Source organism: Exiguobacterium sp. TNDT2, from assembly GCF_003331145.1.
Taxonomy (GTDB): domain Bacteria; phylum Bacillota; class Bacilli; order Exiguobacteriales; family Exiguobacteriaceae; genus Exiguobacterium.
Window position 1 is genome coordinate 39,242 of sequence record NZ_QLVE01000005.1, and the last position, 22,468, is coordinate 61,709.

Annotated in this window: 22 protein-coding genes; 7 read left to right on the forward strand and 15 right to left on the reverse strand. The window is 53.2% G+C overall.

Annotated features, from left to right (window positions below; translation table 11 throughout):
* Positions 1 to 5 precede the first annotated feature (5 nt).
* The 14 genes from nhaC to DPV68_RS04785 all read right to left on the reverse strand — a co-directional run bounded on the left by nhaC (position 6) and on the right by DPV68_RS04785 (position 16,523).
* Entirely contained in the window at positions 6 to 1,406 is a 1,401-nt protein-coding gene (gene nhaC, locus DPV68_RS04720) for a Na+/H+ antiporter NhaC (protein WP_198662243.1), read from the reverse strand.
* 161 nt (positions 1,407 to 1,567) lie between these two features.
* Positions 1,568 to 2,665 (reverse strand): amidohydrolase, encoded by a 1,098-nt coding sequence (locus tag DPV68_RS04725; protein ID WP_114165661.1) that lies wholly within the window; start codon positions 2,663 to 2,665, stop codon positions 1,568 to 1,570.
* Positions 2,666 to 2,685: 20 nt separating this feature from the next.
* Positions 2,686 to 3,030 (reverse strand): DoxX family protein, encoded by a 345-nt coding sequence (locus DPV68_RS04730; protein ID WP_198662240.1) that lies wholly within the window; start codon positions 3,028 to 3,030, stop codon positions 2,686 to 2,688.
* 55 nt (positions 3,031 to 3,085) lie between these two features.
* Complete coding sequence (locus DPV68_RS04735) at positions 3,086 to 4,348, reverse strand: S1C family serine protease (RefSeq protein ID WP_114165662.1); 1,263 nt, start codon at positions 4,346 to 4,348, stop codon at positions 3,086 to 3,088.
* A 121-nt stretch (positions 4,349 to 4,469) separates the two neighbouring features.
* The gene (locus DPV68_RS04740; protein WP_114165663.1) at positions 4,470 to 5,288 is read right to left on the reverse strand and encodes a fumarylacetoacetate hydrolase family protein; all 819 of its coding nucleotides are present in this window, start codon (positions 5,286 to 5,288) and stop codon (positions 4,470 to 4,472) included.
* 54 nt (positions 5,289 to 5,342) lie between these two features.
* On the reverse strand, positions 5,343 to 5,798 hold the full coding sequence (nrdG, locus tag DPV68_RS04745) for an anaerobic ribonucleoside-triphosphate reductase activating protein (protein ID WP_114165664.1): 456 nt from the start codon (positions 5,796 to 5,798) through the stop codon (positions 5,343 to 5,345).
* On the reverse strand, positions 5,776 to 7,620 hold the full coding sequence (locus tag DPV68_RS04750; RefSeq protein WP_114165665.1) for an anaerobic ribonucleoside triphosphate reductase: 1,845 nt from the start codon (positions 7,618 to 7,620) through the stop codon (positions 5,776 to 5,778). Before DPV68_RS04750 ends, nrdG begins: the two co-directional genes overlap by 23 nt.
* Positions 7,621 to 7,809: 189 nt before the next feature.
* Positions 7,810 to 8,652 (reverse strand): formate/nitrite transporter family protein, encoded by an 843-nt coding sequence (locus DPV68_RS04755; protein ID WP_114165721.1) that lies wholly within the window; start codon positions 8,650 to 8,652, stop codon positions 7,810 to 7,812.
* A gap of 210 nt (positions 8,653 to 8,862) precedes the next feature.
* Complete coding sequence (locus tag DPV68_RS04760; RefSeq protein ID WP_114165666.1) at positions 8,863 to 9,531, reverse strand: 50S ribosomal protein L25/general stress protein Ctc; 669 nt, start codon at positions 9,529 to 9,531, stop codon at positions 8,863 to 8,865.
* A gap of 163 nt (positions 9,532 to 9,694) precedes the next feature.
* A complete protein-coding gene (gene mutL / locus DPV68_RS04765; RefSeq protein WP_114165667.1) occupies positions 9,695 to 11,497 on the reverse strand; it encodes a DNA mismatch repair endonuclease MutL in 1,803 nt (600 codons plus the stop codon).
* 4 nt (positions 11,498 to 11,501) lie between these two features.
* Positions 11,502 to 14,027, reverse strand: coding sequence for a DNA mismatch repair protein MutS (gene mutS / locus DPV68_RS04770; protein ID WP_114165668.1), 2,526 nt, complete (start codon positions 14,025 to 14,027; stop codon positions 11,502 to 11,504).
* 54 nt (positions 14,028 to 14,081) lie between these two features.
* Entirely contained in the window at positions 14,082 to 14,513 is a 432-nt protein-coding gene (locus tag DPV68_RS04775; RefSeq protein WP_114165669.1) for a YlbF/YmcA family competence regulator, read from the reverse strand.
* 101 nt (positions 14,514 to 14,614) lie between these two features.
* Entirely contained in the window at positions 14,615 to 15,043 is a 429-nt protein-coding gene (locus tag DPV68_RS04780; protein WP_114165670.1) for a GNAT family N-acetyltransferase, read from the reverse strand.
* Positions 15,044 to 15,059: 16 nt separating this feature from the next.
* Positions 15,060 to 16,523, reverse strand: coding sequence for a phytoene desaturase family protein (locus DPV68_RS04785; protein WP_114165671.1), 1,464 nt, complete (start codon positions 16,521 to 16,523; stop codon positions 15,060 to 15,062).
* Positions 16,524 to 16,664: 141 nt separating this feature from the next.
* Between DPV68_RS04785 and DPV68_RS04790 the strand changes: the two genes are divergently transcribed.
* The 6 genes from DPV68_RS04790 to DPV68_RS04815 all read left to right on the forward strand — a co-directional run bounded on the left by DPV68_RS04790 (position 16,665) and on the right by DPV68_RS04815 (position 20,856).
* On the forward strand, positions 16,665 to 17,165 hold the full coding sequence (locus DPV68_RS04790) for a hypothetical protein (RefSeq protein WP_114165672.1): 501 nt from the start codon (positions 16,665 to 16,667) through the stop codon (positions 17,163 to 17,165).
* A 27-nt stretch (positions 17,166 to 17,192) separates the two neighbouring features.
* A complete protein-coding gene (locus DPV68_RS04795; protein WP_114165673.1) occupies positions 17,193 to 17,714 on the forward strand; it encodes a DNA topology modulation protein in 522 nt (173 codons plus the stop codon).
* Positions 17,711 to 18,433 carry a nucleotidyltransferase domain-containing protein gene (locus tag DPV68_RS04800; protein ID WP_114165674.1) on the forward strand — a complete coding sequence of 241 codons (723 nt, stop codon included), beginning with the start codon at positions 17,711 to 17,713 and terminating at the stop codon, positions 18,431 to 18,433. Before DPV68_RS04795 ends, DPV68_RS04800 begins: the two co-directional genes overlap by 4 nt.
* A 9-nt stretch (positions 18,434 to 18,442) precedes the next feature.
* Positions 18,443 to 18,970: a P-loop nucleotide/nucleoside kinase family protein gene (locus DPV68_RS04805; protein ID WP_114165675.1), complete on the forward strand. Its 528-nt coding sequence runs from the start codon at positions 18,443 to 18,445 to the stop codon at positions 18,968 to 18,970.
* A gap of 126 nt (positions 18,971 to 19,096) precedes the next feature.
* Complete coding sequence (locus DPV68_RS04810) at positions 19,097 to 19,855, forward strand: transporter substrate-binding domain-containing protein (RefSeq protein WP_034777396.1); 759 nt, start codon at positions 19,097 to 19,099, stop codon at positions 19,853 to 19,855.
* Positions 19,852 to 20,856, forward strand: a complete 1,005-nt coding sequence (locus tag DPV68_RS04815; RefSeq protein WP_114165676.1) for a pyridoxal phosphate-dependent aminotransferase — start codon at positions 19,852 to 19,854, stop codon at positions 20,854 to 20,856. The genes DPV68_RS04810 and DPV68_RS04815 overlap by 4 nt, the downstream gene beginning before the upstream one ends.
* Positions 20,857 to 20,889: 33 nt before the next feature.
* Here DPV68_RS04815 and DPV68_RS04820 read toward each other — a convergent pair whose 3' ends face one another.
* A complete protein-coding gene (locus DPV68_RS04820) occupies positions 20,890 to 21,444 on the reverse strand; it encodes a maltose acetyltransferase domain-containing protein (RefSeq protein WP_114165677.1) in 555 nt (184 codons plus the stop codon).
* 90 nt (positions 21,445 to 21,534) lie between these two features.
* Here DPV68_RS04820 and DPV68_RS04825 point away from each other — a divergent pair, with 90 nt between their 5' ends.
* Entirely contained in the window at positions 21,535 to 22,458 is a 924-nt protein-coding gene (locus DPV68_RS04825; RefSeq protein WP_114165678.1) for a DUF7916 family protein, read from the forward strand.
* Positions 22,459 to 22,468 lie beyond the last annotated feature (10 nt).

Consider the following 22,468-nt stretch of genomic DNA (forward strand, 5'->3'; position numbering starts at 1 on the left):
ATTTTTCATTGTGCTGCTTGTTTTTCGAGTGGCAGTTCCACACTCTGCACAGCAATCCGTGTAATCGTGAAGCCTGTGAACGCATAGATGATCGAGATGACCGGAACGATGAAGTTCAAGATTGCGTATGGCGCATATTCGAATGCCCCGACGCCGAGCGTCCCGAGAATGAACACACCGCACGTGTTCCATGGGATGAAGACCGACGTCAGTGTCCCGCCGTCCTCGAGTGCCCGGGATAAGTTTTTCGAGTGAAGCCCCATTTTCTCATAAGCACCGGCAAACATACGAGATGGAACGACGATCGAGATGTATTGTTCGGAACACGTGGCGTTCGTTGCTACCCCGGCGAGAATCGTCGACGCAATCATCGAACCGGCCGTCTTCGCCAGTTTGACGATTTGATTCATGATCGATTGCAGCATCCCCGAATATTCTAAAATCCCTCCGAACGTCATCGCGACGATCGTCATCGAAACGGTGTACATCATTGCGTCGAGACCGCCCCGACTGAACAAGTTGTCGACGAGTTCATTACCGGTGTCAATCACATACCCGCTCTGTAGCGCCACGACACTGTCGGCAAGCGTTCCGCCTTGGACGATGATTTGGGCGAGAAAGCCGAGCGCGATCCCGACGACGAGTGCCGGAATGGCCGGTACTTTCCTCGCGACGAGGACGATGACAGCAAGTGGAATCAATAGGAGCCACGGCGAGATGACGAAGCTGTCCTGTAAAATACCGAGTGTTTGGACGATTTCTGAAGAGTCCGTCGTCGTCTCACTGAACCGTCTGCCAAGCCACCAATAGGCGCCGAGCGCGATGACGAGCCCTGGAATCGTGGTGTAGAGCATATGCCGAATATGTACGAACAAGTTCGTATGCGTCAAACCGGCCGCGAGGTTCGTCGTATCTGACAATGGCGACATCTTATCCCCGAAATATGCCCCTGAGATGACCGCACCGGCGACCATCGGTGCTGGTATCCCCATACTCAGCCCGATACCCATCCCGGCGACACCGATCGTTCCCATCGTCGACCATGAGCTGCCGATCGAGAGCGCGACGACCGAGCAGATGATACAAATCGTCACCAAGAAATAGGCCGGTGAAATAATCGTCAATCCGTAGTAAATCATCGTCGCGACAACGCCTCCCCCGATCCAGGCACCAATCGTCAAACCGACCAAAATGATGATGACGACAGCCGGTAGTGCGAGCCGAATCCCTTTGTACATCATCTCTTCGATCTCTTTCCACTTGTATCCGTGTCGCCAGGCGACGAGCGACGCGACCGCCGTCCCGACGATGAGCGGAATGTGCGGTCCTTGTTCTAGTCGGACGATGGCTACGAGCATGACCCCGATCATGACAAGTAGCGGCAACACCGCCCAGCGAAGCTTCATGTCTACCTTGTTCCCCTGTTGTTCCATGTGTCTTCCTCCCCGATAGCGAAAGATTCTGAATTGTCGTTATATTGTCGCTAATAAGATGATGATAACGCTTACATTCGAGGAAGGCAATAAAAAAATGAACGGAAGCGAAGTCGCCTCGTTCATTTCGTCAATCATGTAGCGTGTGCGGCCCGTCGCAACGTATCGGCGAGTAAGGCGGACGCTTCCGGTAATACGTCACGCTCGAACGTCATGTGAGGATGATGAAGCCCTGGCGTCAAGTTGGCCCCGATTCCAATCATCGTCGCATCGAGTCCCGGTTGCTCGACCGTATAAAAATGAAAATCGTCGCTACCTGACGTGATGATGCGATCGACGAGCGCATCATCACCGAACCGCTGACTAATCGCTTCAGCCGCATGTCGGCTCGAGCGTTCGCCGATTTCCGCACCCGGTGTGAAGTCTTGCCAGTCCCAGTGGATGGTGACATCATGAAGGACGGCGATTTGCTGCAACAGCGTCTCGACGCGGTCACGTAACGCAAGCAACTCCTTGTTCTGTTGAGCCCGGACGTCGAGTGAGAACGTCGCGTTCCCTGGGATGATATTCAAATTATCGCTACCGGCCTGGACGCCCGTCAACTTGATCGAATGGGGCTCGAACGGCGACACGTAGATGCTTTTGAGCATCTGTTGAATCGTAAAGATGACATCTAACGCGTTTTGACCTTGATGCGGACGCGCGCCATGGGCATCGTCGCCGATAACGCTTCCTCTTAGAAAGACTGCGGCACCGTGCTGAATTGCAGCCGCATATTGTCCGCGCTGCAATTCCTCGAGCGGTCGCAAATGGATGCCGTACAGCTGACTGACATCCTTTAATGCCCCGTGTCGAATCATCGCGAGCGACCCGTTGCCTTGTTCTTCGGCCGGTTGGAAAATAAACCGGACTCGTTTCGGCAAGTGTTCGTGTCGCAACTCATCAAGTGCGCCGAGCACCATGCTGATATTGGCATCATGGCCGCACGAATGGTTCGCTTGGAACGTCCCGTCGACTTGTTGCCATAAGGCGTCGATATCGGCCCGGACAGCGATGACATCGTCTCCTTCGCCAATCTCGGCGATGACGCCGGTCACGTCCGCAAACGTCTCGTGACGGACTTGCCATGACGTCAAGATGTCGGCAATCGTCCTCGTCGTCTCAACCTCTTTCCAGCTCACTTCCGGATGGGCATGAAAATGCTCAAACCAGTTCAATACGTTCGTCGTCATAAGCAATCCCCCATATGTACTTATATTTTTTTGACCCCTTTAATCAAGACCCATTGCAGCGGCAATCGACCCCACGTGACCCATTTCGGGAGCGGCATCTTGCCGAGTTTTGACGGTTTGAGCGCCATGTTGATATTGGCCGGGAACACCGCGATTAAAAATGCGGGTAACGTCCCTTTTACGAAGCGTGTCCCTTTGTTCATGAGCAACAACACCCCGTAGACGACCTCGATGACCCCACTTGCCTGCACCATGAACCGTTTAAATGGCCATGACTTCGGAATGATCGATATGAACGCCCGTTCTTGAACGAAGTGCATGATACCTGCGCCGAGAAATAACATCCCATATAGTTTACGAATCAATTGAACCCCTCCTTTTTTCTAAGCATAACAAAAAAGATGGGCTGCGTGCCCATCTTTACAGTGCGTTTCCGTTTGTGTTTTGAATCTCGACATCGACCGTCTCGGTCTTTCCGTCACGAACGTATTCAATCGTGACCGTCCCGTCGGTATCCCGAATCAATTCACTTCGCAAGTCGATGAATGACGAGACAGCCCGATCATTGATTTTCACGATGACGTCGCGTGCCTCAAGTCCTGCCCGTGCGGCCGAACTATTCGCCTGTACTTCGACGATCAGTGTGCCTGCTGTTACTGACTCCGGCAAGTTGATTTGCTCGGTCAAGTACCCGGGTGGGAATTCAGATACGTCACGAAGCGAGACACCGAGTGACGGGTGGTTCACTTCGCCTGTCTGTTCGATTTGATTGATGAGCGGCAAGGCGATGTCGACCGGGATCGAGAAGCCGACCCCTTCGACCGATTCGGTCGCGATTTTCATCGAGTTGATCCCAATCAATTGGCCCGCTTCGTTAATCAACGCACCACCCGAGTTACCAGGGTTGATGGCCGCGTCCGTTTGGATGACTTCGGCGTTGAAATCGGCTTGTCCGTTCTCATCCGTATCGACCGGCACGAGACGTGACGTCGATGAGACGACGCCGCGTGTGACCGAGTTCTCAAACTGGCCGAGCGGGTTCCCGATCGCGATGACAGTTTGCCCCGGTTTCAACTCGCTCGACTTCCCGATTGAGATGACGGACGAGACTTTGTCCGCATCCACTTCGAGCACGGCCAAGTCGTATGTGGCATCGCTACCCATCAACTTGGCGTCCGCTGTCGATCCGTCATTGAATGTCACGGTCAAACGGTCAGCACCGTTGACGACGTGATGGTTCGTGACGATGTAGGCCGAGTCGCCGTCTTTCTTATAGATGACACCCGAACCGACCCCGGCTTCGACGGCTTCATTTGAAAAACCGTTTGACGCGAAATTGTTCACCGTCACGACCGCAGGCTGTGCGGTCGCGACCGCATCGGTGACCGAACTGTCCGTTGTCGTAGACGTCGTCTGGACCGGCGACCCTTCCGACGTCACGTTCGTATCAGACACATTTGTCGGCACTTGATCGATGAACGGAAAAGCGATGGCGCCAGTCAAGACGGCACCAATCACACCGCCGACAAACCCAGGGAACATCCGGCCGACGAACGATGGTCGGGCCGGTTGCTCTGCGCGCGACGGTTCTTGTCGTTGTTCTGACGAGCCGAGCTCGGTATCGAGCCAATCCTCACGGTGATTTTGTTTATTTGATTCTGTTGGACGATCATTGCGTTCCATGTGTAATCATCTCCTATATGATGTTTCCTCTTTGTTCTACCCTTAGTATAAGAGGCATAGTCATCGTTTTGCGGAAATGAAGCATCGATTACAAGATTCTTCACAATTTGCGTCAATTGGGTCAGACGATCACGTTACGGAGCGTCCCGAGTCCCGTGATGCTCACTTCGACCGTGTCTCCTGATTGGAGATAGACGGGCGGCTTCATGCCGTGGCCGACCCCGGCCGGTGTCCCGGTCGCGATGATGTCTCCTGCTTCAAGTGTCATGCCTTTTGACAACGTCCGAATTAACTCTTCGATCGGGCGAATCATATCCGCCGTCGACCCATTTTGACGTGTCTCGCCATTGACGACCGTTTGAATCGTGAGTGGGAACGAGAGTTCATCCGGTGTGACGATATACGGTCCCATCGGACAGAACGTATCGAACGATTTACCACGGAAAAACTGGACGTGTTGTTTTTGCACGTCCCGGGCCGTGATATCGTTTAAAATCGTGTAACCGAAGATATGGGCATCGACGTCGTCGATGTCTCGTCCTGATTTCCCGATGATGACGGCGAGTTCGCCTTCATAGTCGAGCTGGTCGGTCAATTCGGGGTGACGTTCGACGACAGCCTCAGGCCCGACGACCGAGGTCGGCGCTTTCGTGAAGATGACGAGCTTACCGGCCCCCGCCGTATCCATCTCTTTCACGTGCTCTTCATAGTTCTTGCCGATACAGATCACGTTTTTGAGTGGTCGGTATGGCGCGACGAGCGTGACGTCGTTCAATGCGGACCGAGGCGCGACGTCCAAATCGACATCCGGTTCAAACTCACGCGCGATAACTTCTAACAGCGAAGTCGTATGTAATTGATCACTGACGTCATAGACGAACACTCCTGCCACGACACCGACCCTTTGCTCTCCGTCAACTTGAAAACTACACCATTTCATCAAAATTCCCCCTTTTTTGCTAGTATACAAAAAATCGGGACGCGACGGTCCCGATTACGCTTTGTTCAAGAAAATAATTCGCTGATTGCTCGACCCCCGAAATCGGAGCGACCGGTCCATGAGCGACTGTTCGAAACGACCATCGACAAGGACATCGGCACGATCGAGCACACTTGTGACGTACTCATCGTCCATATCTTGTAACTGTTCGAATGTATAGCCTGTATACACCCATACGTTTTTCTGGAGCGCCTTGCACCCGTCGACGAGCCTGGCCAATGCTTCCGGTTGCAGGAACGGCTCTCCGCCCGAGATGGTGACACCATCCCATCCGGATCGTTCGACACGGGTGAGCAAGTCCTCGATTGCCACTTCTTCTCCGCCGCGTGGATTCCACGATTCCGGATTGTGACATCCAGGGCATCGATGAGGGCAGCCTGCCATAAAGATAACCGACCGAACACCTGGACCGTCGACGACCGATTCGTCAATTACGGATAGGACGCGCATGATGCTTCACCCTCGCTCGTTCTTCTTCTCGCTTCGCCGAGTTCCATCGGTCCATCGTGCCTACCAAATAGCCGGTGATGCGACGAATCCGTTCAATCTGCTCGCGCTCACCACACGTCGGGCACGCTTCGTCGATGATGCCTTCGAGACCGCAGTTGCCGCAACGGTCGACCGGATGGTTGATCGACCCGTAACCGACGTCCTCGGCGCGCATGAGCCGGACGATCGCTTCGACCGCCTCCGCATTATGGGCGAGCGATCCGTCGACTTCGACATACGTGATATGTCCCGCGTCACAGAGCGCATGGTATGGCGCTTCCAAGCGGACTTTGTCCCGAATCGACACCGACTGATATACCGGCACATGAAACGAGTTCGTGTAAAAAGCGCGGTCGGTCACACCTTCGATTATCCCGAACGCCTGCTGATCCTTTAAGACGAACTTCCCAGATAATCCTTCGGCCGGGGTGGCCAACAGCGAGAAGTTCAAGTCGTGCCGCTCCGCCGCCTGTCTCATCCGATCACGTAAATGCGTGACGATGTCGAGCCCGAGCCGTTCCGCCTCTCTCGACTCGGCATGCGTGCCACCTGTGAGTACACGAAGCGCTTCAGCGAGACCGATAAATCCGACCGAGAGCGTCCCTTGCTTCAGTACCTCGCGAAGATCATCCTCTGGACCGAGCGTCTCTCCGCCCCGCCAGACGTGTTGGGCATAGAGAAACCGAAATTCGTCGGCGTGTCGCTTCGCTTGATAGTCAAATCGTTCGAGTAATTGATCGATGGCGACATCGACGTAAGTGTCGAGCGTCTCATAAAAAGTATGAATGTCCGAGGAGACGAGCGCCATCTTGACCAAGTTCAACGTCGAAAAGGATAAGTTGCCGCGTCCAATCGACGTCTCAGCTCCATGCCGATTCCCCATCACCCGTGTCCGACAACCCATGTAAGCAACTTCCGAGGCGTGCGTCCCGTCGTAGTATTGCAAGTTGAACGGGGCATCGACGAACGAGAAGTTCGGGAATAGCCGTTTGCCCGTCACGCGACAAGCGAGTCGGAACAAGTCGACGTTCGGATCATCCTCATGGAAGTTGACCCCTTCTTTCACTTTGAAGATTTGAATTGGAAAAATCGGTGTCTCCCCGTTGCCGAGCCCCCGCTCGGTCGCATGTAACAACTCTCGAATGAATACCCTGCCCCAACGACTCGTGTCGGTCCCGTAGTTGATGGAGACGAACGGTACTTGTCCACCACCCCGTGAATGCATCGAATTGGCGTTATGGATGAACGCCTCACATGCTTGATATGTCGCTGAAACCGTCTCAGCTTCGGCGACTTCTAGGAGTTGCTCGGACGTCCATTCAACCGGCAGCTTTTTGAGCCGCTCGATTTGACGTTCGTACGTCTTTTCAACGTATGGCGCGAGGTCGACATCAAACATCGGGAACGCTTGACCCCCGTGTTGCATATTCTGGTTCGCTTGAAGAATAATCGATGCGAGAGCCATCGCCGAGCGGATATCTTGGGGTGGCCGAATCGTCCCGTGTCCGGTGTGAAATCCGTTCGTCAGCAAGTGGCCGAGCGGGATTTGACAACACGTCGTCGAGCCTGTCACGTAGTAATCGGCGTCATGGATATACAAAAAGTTGTCCGCGACGGCTTGTCGTGAACGTTCTGATAATAGATATGTCGTCGACAACTGTTTTGATACTTCTGAGGATAATCGTGCTAGTTTTCCGAGTGGTGATTTCCCGTCGACGTTGGCGTTCTCTTGGATGAGATCTTGGTCTGGGAGAACACAGACATCTTCATAAAGCTGGAACATATTCACTTCATATCACCTCACTATATATTGATTTTTATCAAGATAATCGTTTGATAAAAACCCATATATAGATTATGTCACGTTTAATCAATAAGATGTGAAGTCTAAATTGTGAGCGTTGATTGTGATATAAACGCAAAAACAGTCGAGCCCTCATCTGGACTCGACCGTTTCTTCATGCGGACCAGCTCATACTTTTTCGGCCGGCTTCACGATTTTCAACTCAATTTCTTCTTTTTCTTCTGACTCTTGGGCTTCCCGCAAGCCTTTCGCATTTAACCATGTATAAATCGCACCCATGAACAAAGCACCACCGATAATGTTACCGAACGTTGCCGGAATCAAGTTGTGGATCGCACCGGCAAAGCTGATTGCCTCAGGATGTGGGACAACGAGCGTGAGCGCAAACAAGACGAAGTTGGCTATGACGTGATCAAACCCTGACGCAAAGAAAACAGCGACGAGGAAAATCATTGAAAAGATTTGAGCGAACTCGTTTTTCATTTGCTTCGGCAAGAAGATGGCAAGACAAACCATCCAGTTACAGAAGATGGCGCGGAAGAAAATCTCAACCGTCGTGTGATGCATCTTACTCTCGACGACAGCAAACAACCAATTGTCCATCCCGAGTTCTTGGATGACGCCGGTCGGTGCGAGCAACAAAGCGAACAAAACGCCGCCGAGCGCATTCCCGACGAAACAAAGCAACCAGACGAGCATCGTGTCGCTGAGCGTCGTGTACCCTCGCATCGTCGAAGTCGTGAAGTACATCGTATTTCCAGTGAACAGTTCGGCTCCGCCATAAATAATCATAACGAGCGCAATTCCGAATGAGAATCCGCCGATGAGTGTCGTGAACGGGGAATCGATTAAATACATTCCGTTTACGACTTTTAAAGTAAAAATTGAAGCGAATCCGATAAAAATCCCCGCGAGCATTGCTCGTAAAAAGTACTCCATTGGCCGATAATGAATCATTTGGGAAGACGCCTGCGCTTTCTTCCGCAACGATTCGAGTGCATGGATTTCCATTGATGCCATGTCACAAACCCTTCTTTCTGTTTGAATAAACCCATTTTAAATAAGAACAAATATGTGAAATCATTAACAATATAAGCCCGAATCCAATAAATTGCAATCGACCTTTGGCCATGTTGACATACTTTTCACATCGTAATCGTTTACATTTGTCGGATTTGTGACGAAAAAAACGACCCTTTGCAAAGGGTCGTTCGATCATGCTTATTCTTTGTCTTCAGACTTCTCGTCAGACTCTTCAGAAGATGCCTCAGCCGACTCTTCTTCAGTTGATTCGGCTTCACTTTCTGTCGTCGTGTCTGTGTCTGCCTCGAGCTCTTCAAGAGAGACCGGCTCGTTCACAGATGCGACTTGGAGCTCGCCATCTGAGACGATATCATAGTCTGTATGTTCAGGAATATCGGCTACCGTGACCGAGTCACCGATACCGAGCTCAGATACATCGAGTTCGATGCGTTCTGGGATGTTGGCCGGTGTTGCGGATACCGTAACTTTATAAAGCGTTTGTGCCAAGAAGCCGCCTTCTTTAACACCTTTTGCATCGCCGACGAGTGTGACGTCCGCTTCGACTTCTGTCGCTTCGTCCATCTTCACTGCCATAAATTCGACGTGCTTGTACTCGTTCGTGAATGGGTCCACTTCTGTCCCGTGAACGAGCGTGTTCACTTTTTTCCCATCGATATTGAGTTCGATTAAAGCGTTATCACCGTGTTCACGTAGAATTTTACGAAGTGCCATCTCCTCGAATGCGACCGGTGTGCTTTCAACTTGATAGCCGTAGACAACACCTAACACTTTTCCTTCTTTTCGCAAGTTAGCGCGGACCGAACGTGGTCGTAATTCTCGTTTCGTTACTTTAAGCGTGTCTGCCATAATCTTTTCCCCCTACTGGTTTATCGATCATGTCTACATCTTGAGGGTGAGGCAGTGAAAAAGCCACCTCTCAACCTCGATGCGTTAAGTGACATGTGTATATTGTTCCCATAGGTACAACTCAATAAACGTTACAGGCGGTTAAAATAAGATTACAACCGTGTCACATGACACGTTTAAATAACTTTTCGAGTTCGTACGTGCTCCATTTCACTAAAATCGGACGTCCGTGGGGACACGTATACGGAGACGTCGTCTGATTCAAATCGTGAATCAATTGCTGCATCATCTCATGGTTCAATGGATGGTTCGCTTTAATCGATCGTTTGCACGCCATCAAAATCGACGCATCTTCTCGATATTTGGCGAGATTGACAGAGCGGTCCCGAATTGCCATTTCAATCAAATCGCGGACCGTCCCTTCTAAATCGTGTTGCGGGTACCACGTCGGAATTTCACGGACGAGGAACGTGTTGCCACCGAACGGCTCTAATTCGAGACCCGCTTCTTTCAAGAGCGGAGCGACTTCCTCAATCGCGAGCGTTTCCTCTTGCGTGAACTCGAGCGTGAGCGGGAGCAGCAACAATTGATACTCTTTGTCAGGATTCCCGAGCTGCTCGTAAAACAACTCATATTTGATTCGTTCCTGGGCCGCGTGTTGGTCGATGACATACATGCCGTCCTCGGCACCACAGACGATATAGCTCGCATGCAGTTGACCGATGACATCAAGCGGAGGCAAGCGCTCCCCTTTCGTCTCGACCGCTTCCGATTCGACAATCGAGTCAATCGGTTCGGGCGCTTCGTTGACGAGCGGCGTCGGCGACCACCGGCTCGGGGACGTGACGGGCTCACGTGGAAGCGGATAGTTCCACGTCGGCGCCTCATCCGTAACGGGAATTCGCTCGACCGTGAAATCAAGTCGCTCTTGTTCGGTCCGCTGGGCCGGGCGCTCCTTCGGCTTGACCGACGGAATCAACCGTTGTTCCCGAAGCGTCAGTTGGACCGTCTCGCGAATCAACTGGCACAGCTCTTTCTCTTTCGATAGCCGAACTTCCCGTTTCGTCGGATGGACGTTGACGTCAATCAACATCGGGTCCATGTTCACTTCGAGAACGGCAATTGGATAACGACCGATCGGGAGTAGCGTGTGGTAGCCTTCGAGCACACTTTGGGTCAAGGCAAAGTTTTTGATGCTCCGTCCGTTCAAAATGAGTGTCACGTACTGTTTGTTCGACCGGGTCACTTCCGGGCGGACGAGATGGGCGCTCAAGCTATAGTCGTTCGTCTTGCTTGACGCCGTGACGATTTGCGCCGCGACTTGACGACCGTAAATGGCGAGCATGACTTGCTTGATGTCGCCGTTGCCGCTCGTCCGCAGGAGTTCCTTGTCTTCATGGAACGCCGTGAGGCGAACTTCCGGATGGGACAAGGCGATTCGGTTCAACGTATCGGTGATGCTCGCGAGTTCGGTCGCCGATGTCTTCAAGTATTTGAGGCGGGCCGGTGTATTATAGAACAATTGACTGACCGCAATCTCGGTCCCGACGTTCGCCGCGGCCGGTGTTTGCGCCGTAACGACGCCGCCTTGGAGCGTCATCTCAAATCCGTCCTCCTCGGTTCGCCGTGACTTCAAGGTCACATGACTGACCGAGGCGATCGAGGCGAGGGCCTCCCCACGGAAGCCGAGCGTGCGAATCCGGAACAAGTCGTGCTCGTCCCGAATTTTACTCGTCGCATGACGTAAAAAGGCGCGCGGGGCGTCCTCTTCATAAAACCCGTGCCCGTTATCGCGGACTTTAATGAGGCGGATGCCCGCTTCCTCCAAATCGACTTCGACTTTGGTGGCGCCGGCGTCAATCGCGTTCTCGACGAGCTCTTTCACGACCGAGGCCGGCCGCTCGACGACTTCGCCAGCCGCGATCCGGTTGGCCAGTTGTTCCGGTAACTCCTGTATGATTCCCATCGAATCACCCCTTCTTCGCGGATTGTTGGAGCGCATAGAGCGCTTGCATCGCCTCGATTGGGTTCATCGCCAACAAATCGAGTTCGAGCAATTGTCGTTTAATCTCGTCTTCCGCCTCAAAGAGCGATAGTTGGGCCACGGGTTCTGCCGTTCCCGGATGTTCAACAGCTACCCGTTCCGGTTTCGAGTCCGTCTCAAGTTGAGACAAGATGGTCCGCGCCCGCTCAATCAAATCACGGGGCAATTCGGCGAGCTCAGCGACATGAATCCCGTACGACTTATCGGCCCGCCCCGGATGAACTTCATGTAGAAACACGACACGCCCGTCTCGCTCGATGGCGCGGACGTGCACGTTCTCAAGAGCAGGGATCGTGTTTTCGAGCACGGTCAGCTCGTGATAGTGGGTCGAGAACAACGTCTTCGCTCCAATTGTCGAAGCGATGTATTCAACGATCGCCTGGGCGAGTGCCATGCCGTCATACGTCGACGTTCCCCGACCGATCTCATCGAGCAAGATGAGGCTGTGTTCGGTCGCCTCTGTCACCGCTTGGCGTGTCTCCGTCATCTCGACCATGAATGTCGACTGGCCGCTCACCAAGTCATCGGCCGCACCGATTCGGGTAAAGATTCGATCAAACAATGGAATCTCAGCCGCTTCGGCCGGTACGAACGATCCGATTTGATGCAAGATGGCGATCAAGGCGAATTGACGCATATATGTCGATTTACCGGACATGTTCGGTCCCGTGATCAAAAGCATGCGCCGCGTGTCGTCGAGCGTCAAATCGTTGGCGACGTATTCACCGCGTGCTAGCACCGTCTCGATGACCGGATGGCGGCCACGATCGATTTGGACGTGCTTCGACGTAGTCGGCCGGACATAGTCACGATTTTCGGCGACGATGGCGAGCGCGAGCAAGACGTCGAGCTCACTGAGCGAGCGCGCCAGTTGCTGAAGTGGTTTCGTTTCTTGCTTGACTTGGTCACGTAAGGCGACGAATAAGTCATACTCGAGCGTACAACTCTTCTCTTCAGCCCCGAGAATGAGCGCTTCTTTCTCTTTTAGCTCGGGTGTGACGTAGCGCTCGGCGTTCGTCAGCGTCTGTTTCCGTTCGTAACGTCCCTCTTCGAGCAGGCGGGCGTTCGCTTTCGTTACTTCCAAGTAATAGCCGAAAACGCGGTTATAACCGATTTTTAATGATTTGATGCCGGTCGCGAGCCGCTCTTGTTGTTCGAGGTTAGCAATCCACGTTTTCCCGTTCGCTTTCGCCTCGAGCAGTTCGTCGAGTTCGGCCGAATAACCTGAACGAATCATGCCGCCTTCTTTAATCGAGATGGGTGGTGTATCGACGAGCGCTGCTTGTAGCACACTTGTCAAGTCGTCGAACGTGTCGAGCGTGGCATCGATGTGATGCAGTCGCGCTGCCGTGACATTCGCGAGCAACTCCCGTACCGCCGGGATGCGCTCGAGAGTGTTCCGGAGTTGGACGAGGTCACGGGCGTTGGCCGTCCCGTAACCGACTTTGGCGACGAGCCGTTCGATATCGTAGACGTGACGTAGCTGTTCACGCAACTGGTCACGCAGCATGAAATCATCGACTAAATTTTCAACGGCATCTTGCCGGTCGCTAATCGCCTGTTCCGAATACAGGGGCTGTTCGAGCCAACGCTTTAACAGTCGTCCGCCCATTGCCGTCGTCGTCTCATCAAGCAGGGCGAGCAGCGACCCTTTCCGTTCCCCGGACCGGGCCGACCTGAACAATTCCAAGTTCCGGGCCGTGTTGGCGTCGAGTTGCATATGGGCCTCGACTTCATAGGCGACGGCCGGTTGCAGGTGATCGAGGGCGCGTTTTTGCGTCCGCGTCAAATAGGCGAAAAGGAGTTCAAACGCACTTACTTGCGCCTCGTCGCGGGCGCCGCTCGACAACGGGCTCGCCAATCGCTCCGTCTGTACCGACAGCGGAATACCGAGTGATGAGAGACGGTCTGCCAACTCGGCGTCACCAACGATGATCTCGCTTGGGACCAACCCTTCGACTTCGCGTAGGACGGCCTCGCACGACGGTAAGGTCGTCAACCATGATTCACCTGTCGTCACGTCGCCGCGGGCGATCCCAAAGCGGCCTGCTACGTTCACGACCGATAGCAAATACCGGTTCTCTTTCTCACCGAGCGCGGCCATATATGTACCCGGCGTGATGACTTGAATGACTTCACGTTTGACGAGTCCTTTCGTCGCTTTTGGATCTTCCATCTGTTCACAGATGGCCACGTTGAACCCTTTTTCGATCAGCTGTTCAATGTAGATAGCGGCAGAGTGATGTGGTACGCCACACATTGGAATCGGGTGCTCAGCGTTCTTCCCGTTTTTCGCGGTCAATGTCAACTCGAGTTCTTTGGCGACGATTTGGGCATCTTCAAAGAACAGCTCGTAAAAGTCACCGAGCCGGTAGAAGAGAAAGGCGTCTGGATAATCGGCCTTGATTGAGAAGTATTGTTTCATCATCGGGGTTTGATGTATCGTTTCCATTCGTGTTCACCTCTAGAAATTAGAACAGCTGACCAAAGGCCAGCTGTCTGTTTGTTAGTATCCGCAGCCGCCGCGTGATTTCTCCGCTGCCATGCCGCTTCCTGTTTTACCGGCGAGAACGTCACCGTCCGTCGACTCGATAATGCGATCTGTCACCGAGTTGGCGAGTGTGACCGTCACGTATTGAAGCAGATCGTTCACTTCGACTTGCGTCTCTTGGAACGCCTGGACGACCGGAATCGAATCGAGCTCGTCCATCGCCTTATCGATTTTCAGCTCAACTTTGGCGAGCGCTTCCGTCTTCCCGTAGTGCTTGCAGTTGACGGCTTCTTTTTGTAAGTATTTGATACGTTTGATCAACGTTTGAACGCGTTCACTTTCGTTCACCTTCGTTTCCGCTTCCTTGAAGCGGGCCACTTCCGGCGTGCTCGCCAATAAGTCGGCTAATTCTTTCGCTTTTTGAATCACAGTTTGATCAGTCACCATCGTAAACCCCTTTGCTCTCTATGATTGAACGCACGTCTGGACGCACGCAAGTATTCCTCATCATTCTACCACGAACTTATGGCAAACGGTACCGCATCGATTCACTTCGAGACGGTCGCCGTCCGAACCATATCGACGTGAGGAATCCCGTCCTCTAAGTACTCCTCGCTCGTTCGTGTGAACCCGAAGCTCGCATAGAACGGCTCCACGTATGTCTGTGCTTGCAAGTACAATTCGCAATCGCCAAAGTCAGTTACGGCTTCTTGCATCAAACGCCGCGAATGGCCTTGTCCGCGATGCGTCGATTTTGTGACGACACGGCCGATGGCGACCGGCGACTCCTCCTCGAGGACACGTAGCGCCGCAATCGGGCGACCATCAGCCTCAATCCAGTAATGGACCGCCGCCACGTCTTTCCCATCGACTTCTTGATATGGGCAATCTTGTTCCACGACGAAAATTTCGGTCCGGAGCGCCAATAAATCATAGAGTTCTCTCGTCGTCAATTCGTCAAACCGTTTTTTCTGCATCTCCACTTGTCTCCCCTCATAACTTCGAACCGAGCGCTCGGGCGACATGAAGCCCGCTCGTCATCGCCCCGATTGTGCCTGCCCCCGGAAATACTGTGTCCCCGCAGACATACAGGTTCGGCAAGGTTGTCCGGTAGCTCGCCGCATGGAACAAAGCTTGTTGCGGTGTTTGGGCATAACCACCGACCGCGCCGTGCGGACGTTTCGTATATTTCACCCACGCCCCTGGTCCCCCGGGCAACATGACAGACGATTCGCCGTTCCAGTCCGGGAACGCTCGACTCACGACCGAGACGAGGCGCTCGGTCCAATCTGTCTCTAGTTTCTCATACGTCACCTTGTCTTTCCAAGCCTGCCACTCCGACAAATCGATATGGGTCGAGACGGTGACGGTCCGTTCCGGTCGCTCGGTCCGGAGCGAATCATCTGCGGCTGACATCGAGATGAAGGCGTGTCCTGACGGCAAATCGTCACTATACACTTGTTGGAACAGCGGACGTCCCTTGCACGCCACTTCAGGTAACGTGACGTACAGACTGAACGTTCCCCATTGCGCCCGTTCCAATTGACGACCGTACTGTCTTTGGAACTTCCGCGCCGCTTGTCCCGTGACCAACTGCGCGGTCGCCTCGAGCGGAATGGCCGACACGACAACATCGACGAGGTCGAGCCGGCCCCGCCGATCGGTCAACAACCAACCGTCCGCGACTTGCTCGATTTTCACGATTTGCCGTCCGAGGAGCGTCGTCCCGCCGTCTTTTTGAATCGAGCGCTCTAAGGCGTGAGCGAGCGTATACAAGCCGCCGTCGACGTAAAACGCCCCTTCATGGTAAATCGATAACGCGACGGCCGCGAGCAAGTGACTCGCTTCGCGAGCTCCGGTCTGAAGACTATCGAGCAAAATCCCGTCGATGACCCGTTCGAACGCCGTCCCGTTCAATCGATGCCGTTTTAACGTTGTACCGAGCGGCCGGTATAACTTCCTAAACGCACGTAGTTGCGTCGGTCGAAAACCACGTATCGCAACCGATGCGTCACGAATCGTTCGAAATGGCAACGCCGGTAACGTCTCAAACAAAGGACGAATCGTCTCAAAATCGGTCCATACTTCATTCAAGAAAGCACGAATCCGCGGAGCGAGCTCGGGAAACGTCGATTCAAGTTCAAGTAAAAAACGAGTCGGGTCTTGATAATAGCGGACCGTTTTCCCGTCCACATGAATCTGCATCACTTCCTCTAACGCCCGAACGTCGATTGACTCTCCCAAGTACGTCAACACTCGTTCGTGTAGTCCGCCGGGTTCAAATCCCATCCCGAGCGTCGCCCCGGCCGGGAATCGATAGTCCCCACGTTCGAATTTTCCGGCGCAACCACCCCACTCCCGCGATGATTCAAACACCGTCACGTCATGACCAATTCGGCTCACGAGCGCGCCTGTCGTCAATCCGGCAACTCCCCCACCGATAATCCCGATTCGCATATAAATCCCCTCCTGCCTTCATCATACATGCCTTCCCGAAATCCGAGACATTTCAACGTGTAGCATAAACATATTTCATCTGCCAGGCAGGGTTCTGCCGGAAGATGGCGAAAAAAATCGATAAAGGACAGGTGAAACCATATGCGAAGTCGGGTCATCATTTATCTGCTCATTCCGATCTTGATTTTTATCGGTATTTTAATCACACCGCCATCTGAAGAATCACAAAAAGTCGCCACCATGACGGCTGTCAACATTCAAGAGATGATTCCGTATGAACGAGAGTACACAGCACAAAAAGTGTTACTCGAAGAAGTGAACGATGGTCACGAGGCGATTATCGAGGAATGGCGGCTCGAACGCGGCGCCCGGACGACATATAGTTACGTGTTGCGACTCCAAGGGTTCGAGACGGTGATTCAAGTCGATGCCGGGGCGGCCAACACACGCTCGGACGGTTATTATGCCATGCAGGCGCACAGTCCCGTGTTCGAAGCGGACGAACCGCTATCGACCGGTTATCCGATCGTGCTCTTCGCCACCGAGCAACGGCTCGTTTTAAACCAGATGGAAGTTCGTGTTCTTTATGAAGAAGACGGCAAGATTGAAAAATGGCGCATCCTAGAATCAGAAGAATCATGACATTCAAAATGCGAGAGGTAATTTCCTATGCAAAAAATAATTCTCATCGGCTCTGGCGGTTCGGGCAAATCGACGCTCGCCCGCGACTTAGGAACCCGACTCAACATCGACGTCCATCACTTGGATGCCTTCCTATGGAAACCGAATTGGACACCCGCCACGAGACAAGAACAAATTACCATCCAGTCCGAGTTGATTGAACACGAGTCGTGGATTCTCGACGGCAATTACGGTGGGACGCTCGACTTACGCCTGAGTGCGGCCGACACGATTATATTTCTCGACTTGCCGAGGACAGTCTGTACATACCGCGTCTTGAAGCGCATGCTTAGCCATCGTGGCAAGACACGTCCGGACATGGGGGACGGTTGTGAAGAATGGTTTGATTTGAAATTTTTGAAATGGGTGTGGGATTATCCGAAGTCGCAACGCCCGGATGTGATCCACCGATTGCATGGCCTTCCTGATGATAAACGAGTTATCATGTTGCATTCACGGACAGAGGTTCGCGACTTTATAACGCGCGTCGGTACGGAGCAACAACTATGATTCCTAAACTCGAACCAATCATAGCGGCCAAGACGTTCGTGACAACGCATTTTCCCCACTGTCGGGCCGCACTGCTCGCCGGGAGCGTCGTCCGTGGTGAGGTGACCGAGACGTCGGATTTAGACATCATCATTTTCGACGACACGCTCGTCTCGTCTTATCGGGAATCGTTCATCGAGGCAGGATGGCCTATCGAGCTGTTCGCCCATAACTTGACGTCGTATCGGACGTTCTTTGAGCAAGATTGCCGGCGCGCCATTCCATCGTTGCCGAGAATGGTCACTGAAGGCATCGTCTTGAAGGACACGAATATCCTCGAAGACATCAAGCGTGAAGCGAGCGCCTTGCTCGACAGCGGGCCAGAGGCTTGGACGGACGAGACGATCGAGATGAAACGATACTTTCTGACCGATGTGCTCGATGACTTGATCGGATGCACAAGTCGTGCAGAGGGCTTGTTCATCGCGAGCACCCTCGCCACGTTAGTCTGCGAGTTCATCCTGCGCACGAATCGACAATGGACGGGGTCCTCCAAATGGACGTACCGCGCTCTCGAACGCTACAATACGTATGCAGCCCGAGAACTCGTCGCTGCCCTTGAGGCGTATTATCAAACAAACAAAACCGACGCGCTCATCCGTTACGTCGATGAGACACTCTCCCCGTTCGGCGGCCGGTTGTTCGCCGAATTCAGCCGCGGGAAATCAAACGAAACGTGAGGGTACTCCATGTTCTTTCTTCAAATGTCCGGTTTCCCCGGATCAGGTAAGTCGACGTTGTCTCGGGAAATCGCCCGACGGCTGGATGCGGTCATCGTCGATCATGATATCACGAAGACGGCACTGCTTGAATCGACTTCACAACACCCGCTTGACCCGGCGCTCGCCGGAAAAGTCGCCTATGATCTCGATTGGGCACTCGTCGAGTTCCATCTGTCTTTAGGACGGAACGTCATTCTAGATAGCCCTTGTCTGTATGACGTAATGATTGACCGCGGCCTAGCGATGACAGCAAATAACGGAGCCACGTATCGTTACGTCGAGTGTCTCGTCGACGACGTCGATGTAATCAATCGGCGGTTGCGCGAGCGCGACCGGAAGCTCAGTCAAATCGGAAGCGTCTCACCAGAAAATTTCGATCGGACCGTCGCCAGCAGTAAAAAACCACCGAATATGCATGCGCTTACAATCGATACGAATCGCCCGCTCGAGACGTATTTACCGGACGTCGTCGCCTATCTCCAGGCGATTGATTGACGATTCGATGCATCCTGAAACTTTTTCCCGGATGCATTTTTTTTAATTATTTTTGTATTTTTATTCTTTACAATTAATAATTATGCATATACACTTAGTCTCATATCTTGAAGGAGGAATTCATACATGAAAAAGTGGGTCATTACAGGGGGATTAGTGGCAAGTGCATTATTAGCAGGATGTAGCCAAGAGACGACGGGCGAAGAGAAAAAGACACTCGTCATGGGAACGAGCGCCGATTACTTCCCGTATGAGTTTGTCGATACGGCCAACGGGGACGAGATTGTCGGATTTGATATCGAGATTGCCGAAACGGTCACGGAACGCCTCGGCTACGAACTAAAAATTGAAGACATGGACTTCGGCAGCCTTCTCGGGGCACTAAACGCCGGACGTGTCGACTTCGTTATGGCCGGTATGACGCCGACCGAAGAGCGGAAAGAAAATGCCGCCTTCTCGGATATCTATTTGTCGGCGACAAACTTAGTCATGACGAAAGATGAGTCACTCGAGTCAATCGAAGCGCTCGCCGGCAAGAAAATCGGTGTCCAAACCGCTTCGATTCAAGAGAACATTGCCAAAGACCAAGCTCCGGAGGCAGAGCTCGTCTCATTGAACAAGATTCCAGAAATCGTCCAAGAGTTGAATACGGGTCGAATCGATGCGATGGTCATCGAGGATACGGTCGCCCAAAAATACTTGGACCAAGACGCAGGGCTCTATACGTTCGCGCTTAAAGAAGATGGCGAGAAAGGGTCTGCCGCCGCCTTTAAATTGGAGGACGACCTTCGCGATCAGTTCAACGAGGAGTTGAACAAAATGATCGACTCGGGTGAAATCGACAAACTCGCCAAAAAATGGTTCTCGATGGAGCCGACGGAATGAGACAAGTCTCGCTGCCGATTTATCCAGTCACCTATCCAGAAGGGTACCGTTTGAATCAAAACGAGAGTCAGTTCCCGGTGCCGTCCCGCCTGTATGACCAGCTCGCGACGATCTCGTTCCAAGACTTGCATGAGTATCCGGTCCAACCGATTGACGAGTTGTTCACCCGTTACGCGGCCTACGCCGGTGTCGAGCCGAATCAATTGCTCGTCGGTTGCGGCAGTGACGAGATGATTCACGTCGTCACTCAGGCATTGCTCGCACCGGAAGACGTCGTCTTGTCACCGAGCCCGGATTTCGCACTCTATCCGATCTTCACAACAATCGCCCATGGACGGCACGTGCAAGCCGATAATCTATCGTATGACGCACTCGTCCAGGCAATCGCGCAACATGAACCAAAGCTGTTGCTGTTGTCAAACCCGAACAATCCGACCGGAAAATTGTGGAGCGTCGCTGAATTGACCGAACTAGCGGGACTCGTGCCGTACTTGATCGTCGACGAGGCGTATATCGACTTCACGCCGGTGTCGAGTATGGTGGCTCACCTTGATTCATTCACAAATGTAATCGTGTTGCGGACGTTATCGAAGGCGTTTGGCTTGGCCAACGTCCGCCTCGGTTTCATGGTGGCGACGACTGAACTCGCGGCTTATTTCCGTCAGTTCGTCCCGCCGTTCAACATTAGCGGTGTCAGTGCGAAAATCGCCAACATGTTCCTACAAGATACGACTTATCTCGACGAGGCCATCGCTTGGCACGCCGACATGCGCGGACAGTGGACCGATTTGTTCGCCACGATTGGACACGTCCATCCCGCCGAGGCGAACTTCATTTACGTCACGCTCGATGAGCCGGAGGCCGTCTGGGCCCACCTCGCTTCTCATGGGGTTCACACGTCGAAACAACCGGACGGGATTCGCATCACGCTCGGCAATGAATCTGCTCTCGAAGCAGCACGTCAGGCAATAGTCACCTTTGCGTCACAACCGACAGCATAAGCAAACGACCCGACATCACGTCGGGTCGTTTCGTCATGGTATGAATTTGAGCACTTTTGCTGGATTGCCCCCGACGATAGCCCGTGCCGGAACATCTTTCGTCACGACGGCGCCAGAGGCGATGACGGCATCGTCACCGACCGTCACCCCTGGGTTTAGAATGGCACCGCCGCCAATCCATACCCGATGTCCGACCGTCACCGGCTTCCCGTATTCAAGACCTGAAATCCGTTCAGTCGGGTCGAGCGGATGCGTCGCCGTATAGACGTGGACACCGGGCCCGAGCATGCAATCGTCACCGAACGTGATCGGACAGATGTCGAGGAATACGCAGTCAAAGTTGGCGAAGAACCGTTCTCCGAGATGAATGTTATAGCCGTAGTCACATTTGAATGTCGGCTCCATATAGTAGGAGTTCCCGGTCGAGCCGAACAGCTCCGCTAACACTGCTTTTCGGACGTCGAGTTCGTCGATGCCGGACCGATTGAACCGCTCCGTCAAACGCCGGGCCTGACGCCGGTCGGCGACGAGCTCATCATCCCCGGCCAAGTAAAGTTCGCCTCGAATCATCTTTTCTTTTTCAGTCATCTGCATCTCCCCCTATTCTGTCATCATTATAGAGGAATTTCTAGCGAAACGGGGAATAGGAACATGACGAACTAGAGGAGGAATAGACAGATGAAACGAATTCTTGACTGTAGAGCCAGTGATTTCTTGACGTTCAACCGCTCGGATTTGATTGGATCGATTCGCAAAGCCGAAGGGCGGACCGTACTCGCCGAGGTCATCCCGACCGTACAACCGCTCTATCCAGAAGTGACGAACGCCGAACTCGCTCGGGCGTTCGGTGCCGATATGATTCTTTTAAACATGCTCGACGTGTTCCATCCGTACATAAAAGGTCTCGAAAGCCACGCCTTGTTCGGTAACGTACCCGGTGAGACGATGTCTGACAATCCGATTATGGAATTGAAACGACTCGTCGGTCTGCCGATTGGAGTTAACCTCGAACCAGTCGATTTCTCTGAGAAATCGGAGGATATGTATGATGTGAAACAAGGACGGCTCGCGACACGGGAAGCGTTCGCCAGAGCGTCAGAGCTCGGTATCGACTTCATCTGCCTGACCGGAAACCCGAACACCGGGGTGACGAACGAGGCGATCGAGCAAGCCATCATCAACGCGCGCCAAGAGTTCGCTGGGGTCATCATCGCCGGTAAGATGCACCAAGCAGGCGTCGGCCGTGTCCTCGACCGTGAAGCATACGTCCGATTCGCCGAGGCCGGTGCCGATATCATCTTGATTCCGGCACCCGGCACCGTCCCTGGCGTCCGGGAAGACGAGTTCTATGAAGTCACACGTGAGATTCAAGCGATGAACAAACTCGTCGTCGCTGCCATCGGCACATCGCAAGAAGGCTCCGATGAGTCGACGATTCGTGACATCGCCTTGTCCTCGAAACGTGGCGGGACCGACATCTTCCATATTGGGGATGCCGGCTTGTCCGGGATTGCCACACCAGAGAACATTCAGGCGTTATCGATCGCCATCCGTGGACGACGCCATACGTATATTCGCATGGCCGCCTCGGTCAACCGCTAATCAAAAGGAA